Source organism: Pseudomonas sp. 2VD, assembly GCF_005503585.1.
Taxonomy (GTDB): domain Bacteria; phylum Pseudomonadota; class Gammaproteobacteria; order Pseudomonadales; family Pseudomonadaceae; genus Pseudomonas; species Pseudomonas aeruginosa.
Genome location: NZ_SCND01000342.1, coordinates 1 through 6,380 on the forward strand (window position 1 = coordinate 1; position 6,380 = coordinate 6,380).

Genomic DNA, 6,380 nt, shown 5'->3' on the forward strand with positions numbered 1-6,380 from the left:
CTACAGTCCAGGCAGGAGGGACGGAGAGTTTAATTTATTTTATCTACACCTCCTTGGCAAACCGGCCAAAGAATAGAACGGAATCGATGCTCGACGCCTGTAATTTTTAAGAGGTTATGGCTATTGCAGAAAAGCGTTTATAAGTTTGTCCCTACGTAGTCTCTGAAAAAGACTTCCTGACTTTAGCAAAATAGGCGGATTCCAGCCGCAAGGCCTTTGTGATGAAACAGATGACTTTCGCCGACGCGGAGTACGCGGGCAAGCGCAAGCAGACCCGCAAGGAGCTGTTCCTGATCGAGATGGATCAGGTGGTGCCGTGGAAGGGGCTGATAGCCCTAATTGAGCCGTTCTATCCCTGGGGAGAAGGCGGTCGTCCGGCGTATCCGTTGACGGCGATGCTGCGCATACACCTGCTGCAGAACTGGTTCGGCTACAGCGATCCGGCGATGGAGGAGGCGCTGTACGAGACCACGATCCTGCGCCAGTTTGCCGGGCTGGGCCTGGAGCGTATTCCCGATGAAACCACCATTCTCAATTTCCGTCGCCTGCTGGGTCGAGCCTGTGGATGGCGCGCCGATATTTACTGGCGAATGCAGAAGAGGTGCACCTGTAATGTGGAACATGGTCGCTGCGAGGGGCTCGCGACGGCCAAAAATGGAGAAATGAGCGGGTCAACTGGTCGATTTTGATCGACTGCCCGCGTTCAAAACCGGTGGAGACTGGGGGCGACCAAAAATACCGGGCTACTTCAGATTATACCTAGTGAACCTGATCCGTCCTCGAAGACTAATTAAAACACATGTATTGGATAATTAATCTAACCCCCTCACAACTCTGATCTCGGTGACGCCTGAACATCGATCCCACGACCGCTGGTCGAATAGATTCTAAAGGGCGGTGAGTTCTAGCGGTGAGTTCTCTAATTGTCGAACATGGAGAATCGAACGATGAATGCACCCGTAGCATCCACGTCTACACACCGGGCCCTTGGGCTTCCTCACACCATGCAAGCTCACACGATAAGACCGGAGCGCTATGGCCCACCGCTGAAAGCGTTCGCGCTGGAACGTGTGCCGCTTCCTCCGGTGGGAGGCGATGAGTGCCTAGTAAAGGTCATGGCTGCGGGTGTCAATCACAACGGCATCTGGGCAGCACAGGGCCATCCGGTCGATGTCGTCGCACTTCAGGGGGGCGGTGGACAGCAGCAGGGATTTCATATCGCGGGATCGGACGCATCCGGGATCGTCGTCGCCATCGGGGAGAACGTAACCGACGTCCAGATTGGGGACGAAGTGGTAATGCATTGCGGTTGGTGGGATGAGGATGCGGTCGATGACCAGATCATGGACAGGTCTGCAAAGATATGGGGATATGAAGTCAACTTCGGCGCGTTCGCCGAATATACCCGCGTCAAGCAAACAGCTTTGCTTCCAAAGCCCAAACATCTCTCTTGGGAGGAGGCGGCCTCCTACATGCTCTGTGGAGCGACTGCCTATCGAATGTTGTATGGATTCGCACCCCATACCCTGAAGCCAGGGGACGTGGTTCTCATCTGGGGCGGTAGCGGGGGGATGGGAGCGATAGCTACCCAGTTGGTACGGGCGGCAGGCGGCATTGCAATCGTTGTGGTCAGCAGCGAGGAAAAAGCTGCGTACTGCATGGAGAACGGCGCGCACGGAACGATCAATCGCCGCGACTACAAACACTGGGGGGCCCTCGATGACCTGCAAGATGGCGTGCTCTACCATGACTGGATGATGGAAGCTCGGCGCTTCCAAAAAGAAATATGGCGCTTGGTGGGTGCACGTAAAAACCCATCGATCGTGATCGAACATCCCGGCGAAGATACGTTCCCAACATCAAATTTCGTTTGCGCACCCGGAGGCATGGTGGTGATATGTGGCGGCACCAGTGGTTACAGGGGCACGTTCGATATCCGATACCAGTGGATGAGGCAAAAGCGACTTCAAGGTTCGCACTTTGCCAACAGAAAACAGTGCGAGGCATTCAACGCACTGGTTGAACAGAAAACAATAAGACCCTGTTTGACTCGAACTTTCGAATTCCACGAACTTCCCCAGGCGCATCAACTCATGTTTGAGAATCGCGAGCCCATGGGCAACATGGTCATTCGTATTGGCGCCGGTAATGGAGCATGAGCCATGGACTTTATCGAGCGTTTCATCGAAATTGCACGTGCTCATCCTGAGCGTATTGCCGTTACCCAGACTGATCATTCATTGTCCTATCGGCAACTGTACCGCCGCGCTGCGGCACTGGCGCTCACCTTGCAAACAGCCACCACCGGCCCGCTTATTGGCTTGATGATGGCAAAAAACATCAACTACATCGTCGCGCTGCTGGCGGTGCACATCTCGGGACGAACGGCCATTGCGCTGGACCGCGGCTATCCCATCGAGCGCCAAAAACAGCTTGCCGATGCCGTTGACCTGGCGCTCTGCATTGTGGATCGACCCGTCACCGAACCTATCGACTTGGTGCGTGCAGGCACGGTCTTGCTCGACCTAAGCGAAGTCCACCCCGGCACCGAGCCGTTTGAGCCCACGGGAGCCAACGACCGTCAGGAGGCTGCAGCCTATATAGTCTTTACCTCGGGCACGACCGGACGCCCCAAGCCGGTCATGGTTCCCTACCGCTCGTTGAGCGCACTGATCGACGGCATGATCCAACCCGATACCGTACAGGGCTGCACGCTTTTCTATGCCGCGCAGGGCTTCGACGTATCTTTTCAGGAGATCTACAGCACGCTGTGTTGCGGCCACACCCTTCATTTGATTGAAGACGATATCAAGAAAGACCTGCACATCCTCTATCGGACTCTGCACGACAGGCAGGTCACCCGGTTGTTCCTGCCCACTTCCATGCTCATCCCTTTCACGATGTTTGATCGCAATGGCGCCTTTGACCTACCGCTGCTGACACAGATCTTGGTGGCAGGTGAACAGTTGAGGATCAATCCCGCAGTACGCAGATGGTTCCAGGAGCACCCAACCTGCCGGCTGATCAATCATTACGGGCCATCGGAAACTCACGTCGTGATGGAACATGTGCTCGAGCAGCCACCCAAGCAATGGCCCGACCTCCCTGCCCTCGGAGCCGTGCTGCCTTGCAGCCGAGCCTTTGTACTGAACGAGGATCTGCAGCCGGTAGCGCCAGGCGAGTGCGGTCGTCTGTACATCGCCGGTAGATCACTGGCTCTGGGGTACTACGGCATGCCGCAGCAGACAGCCGACAGGTTCATCCATGATCCTGTATCCGGTGAGCTGATGTATGACACGGGCGATATTTGCTATCAGGACAGCAATGACCTCTATCACTATAAAGGGCGTCACGACCGTCAGCATAAAGTGCGAGGGCATCGCGTCGAACTCAAGGAAATCGAAGTTGTAGTGTCCGACTCTGGCCTTGTTACGGACTGCCTGGTCGTCGCGCGCGAGTCGGGGGCCACGACGGTGCTGATCCTCTACTACACCACACACGCAGCGGATCAAGACGTCACCCTCGCTCTGCACACGCACTTGGCCGCGCAGTTGCCTGAGTACATGCTGCCCTCGTTCTATCAGCGGATAGCCGCCATTCCGCTCAACCATAATGGCAAGGCCGACCCGCAACGTTTACCTCGATTCGGTAGCGCACGCGATCAACTCCCAGGGCATTACGAGCCCCCGCACGGCCCAATGGAAATTCAATTGTGCGCAATCGCCGCCACTTGCCTCGGACTGGACAAGGTCGGTGCACTCGACAACTTCATGGAACTGGGCGCCAGTTCAATCTCCTTGCTGTTGCTCATGGCGGAGTTGCGTCATGCGCTGGCTCACGATCTGCGTCTGACAGACCTGTATGAATTCCCCTGCGCACGCCATCTCTGCGCACACTTGGCCCGTCCTCACAGCGTCACACCGCCGCCCGATAGACCGTTGCCGGTCAGTGATCGCAGGCAGCGCAGTGCTGCCATGGCAAATCTATCGGCCAAGAGGAGGCACTGAAGATGAGCGAGCTCAATGACGAACAGTCAGGATTCGAAGACACCGCGATCGCCATCGTCGGCATGGCATGCCGCTTCCCGGGTGCCAATTCAGTGCATCAATACTGGCAGAATCTCCTGAATGGCGTGGAGAGCATCGATGTCTCCCAAGATCAGGCTGGCAGAATTCACGCCAAGGCGCAGATCGAGCACATCGAGTGCTTTGATCACGAATTTTTCGGCTTCAGCCTCAAGGAGGCGATGTTGTTGGATCCGCAACAACGGGTGTTGCTCGAATGTGCGTGGGAAGCGATGGAAGATGCCGCGCTTCATGGCCGAACAGCAGCCACTGGGGTGTTCTGCGGTGCGGGTCCAAGTTCATATTTCATTAACAATGTCTATGGCTTGCAAGCACACGACAGTGCATGCGCCCTGTATCAGTCTTCTGAAGCGCTCGCCCGCTTCATGGCCACTGACAAGGAATTCCTTGCCAGCAGAATTGCCTACAAACTCGATTGCCGTGGGCCGGCGGTGAATGTTCAGGCCGCGTGCGCAACCTCTTTGTTTGGCGTCCAGGCTGCCGTACAGGCCCTACTCCTAGGCGAATGCGAGAGCGCGGTGGTGGGCGCCAGTGCAATCTCGGTACCTCAGACGATTCCTTATTTCTTCGAGCCTGGGATGCCGTTCAGCTCAGACGGCCACTGCCGTCCGTTCGACGCCCAGGCCAGCGGCACGATCTTTGGTTCCGGGGCGGCGGTCATTGTGCTCAAGCGACTGAGCGACGCGCTTGCCCAAGGCGATGAGATTCATGCGCTCATTCGTGGTATTGCAACCAACAATGACGGCGCTCACCGGGCAGGCATGTCGGCGCCATCCGTGGCAGGCCAGACTCAAGTGGTGAGTGAGGCGTTGAGTCTTGCAGAAAGCTCGCCGGAGCGCATCCACTACATCGAGGCCCACGGCACCGCCACGCCAATTGGCGACCCGATTGAAATCAAAGCCTTGGCCAACGTCTTCGCTGAACGCTCCAGGCAGTCACTCTGCTATCTGGGCAGCGTCAAGGGCAACATCGGCCACTTGGGATGGGCAGCAGGCATGGCGGGACTGATCAAAGGGATCATGATCGCCAAGTACCGCAAGATTCCGGCGACGCTACATCTACAAACTTACAATCCAGAACTGCACATCGAAGACACGCCATTTGAAGTCAACCGGAACACGATTGATCTTGATGTCGATCGTGTCCAGATCGGCGTCAGCAGCTTCGGCTTGGGTGGCAACAACGCCCATTTGATCCTGGAAACGGCGCCTACGCACGCTCATGCCCCAGCAGTGCACGCGCTCCCGGCAGGTCTCGTTCCTCTGTCAGCACGCTCCCCGCAAGCCCTACGTGAATTGATAGCGCAGTACAGGGAGTTTCTACATACACAGCCGGATGAGGCCTACGCCACATTCGTGGCCAACCTGTGGCAACGGCGCACGCACTTTGACCATCGCGCTTGCCTGGTCGCTACCGACCGCTCACAAGCCTTGCAGGGCCTGCAAGACATGCAGGACATGCCACTACCCATCAGGCACTCGCAGCCGGTTCGAGTCGCTTTGATGTTCTCGGGCCAGGGCGGCGAACATCGAGGCATGGCTCGCGCGCTGTATGAGCGAGAGCCCGTTTTCCGCCAGGCAGTGGATGAGTTCGACGCGATCTGCAGCACGACGTTCGCGGCACGGGCATCGCAATTACTGTTCGATGACCACTTCAGTGGCGCGCTCGAAACGGATATCTCTCGCTCTCAGCCTTTGATCTTCATCGTGCAAGTGGCGATGGCGCGCTTGCTCCTGAGCAACCTTCATACACCTGCCGCGTTACTGGGGCACAGCCTGGGAGAATATGCTGCGGCCTGCGTCGCAGGCGTCTTCACCCCTGAGCAAGGCTTCATGATCGTCACCGAGCGCAGCCGTCTACTGCATTCGATCGGCGAGCAGGGCGCCATGCTGATGATCGCAACGGACCAGGAACAGGTCTTCGGGCTGATGCAAGCGTGTGGCGTCAACGCATCCATCGCGGCAACCAATACGCAGACCAACACCGTAGTATCGGGAAGCGTTGCCGACATCGAGACCCTGATGCGACACGCTGATGCCTGCGCAGTCACCCACCAGCGCCTAAACATCAGCAGACCGGGACATTCGGCGCTCCTGGACCCCTTGCTGGAACAGTTCGAGGCGTTCGTCTCGCAGTTCGAACTGGCCTCCCCGTCCATGCCGCTGATCTCGGGCCTGACCGGAACAATGGCAGACAGCACTGTGGCACGCCCACCTCGACGAAATGGGAACACCCTCGCTCCACGGCGCAGGCGTAAGCGCTCTGCCAGTTAACGGTCTCGCGCAGTTGGCGACG

General features: G+C 57.4%; 3 protein-coding genes and 1 pseudogene. All 4 read left to right on the forward strand.

Annotated elements, in window-relative coordinates:
* Nucleotides 1–221: 221 nt before the first annotated feature.
* Nucleotides 222–551: pseudogene (locus tag FFS27_RS26375) on the forward strand (transposase); the annotation flags it as partial.
* A gap of 453 nt (nucleotides 552–1,004) precedes the next feature.
* The gene (ccrA, locus tag FFS27_RS26380) at nucleotides 1,005–2,159 is read left to right on the forward strand and encodes a crotonyl-CoA carboxylase/reductase (RefSeq protein ID WP_088294276.1); all 1,155 of its coding nucleotides are present in this window, start codon (nucleotides 1,005–1,007) and stop codon (nucleotides 2,157–2,159) included.
* A 3-nt stretch (nucleotides 2,160–2,162) separates the two neighbouring features.
* Entirely contained in the window at nucleotides 2,163–4,007 is a 1,845-nt protein-coding gene (locus tag FFS27_RS26385) for a non-ribosomal peptide synthetase (protein ID WP_034013858.1), read from the forward strand.
* 2 nt (nucleotides 4,008–4,009) lie between these two features.
* Nucleotides 4,010–6,358, forward strand: coding sequence for a type I polyketide synthase (locus FFS27_RS26390; protein ID WP_137952310.1), 2,349 nt, complete (start codon nucleotides 4,010–4,012; stop codon nucleotides 6,356–6,358).
* Nucleotides 6,359–6,380: the final 22 nt, after the last annotated feature.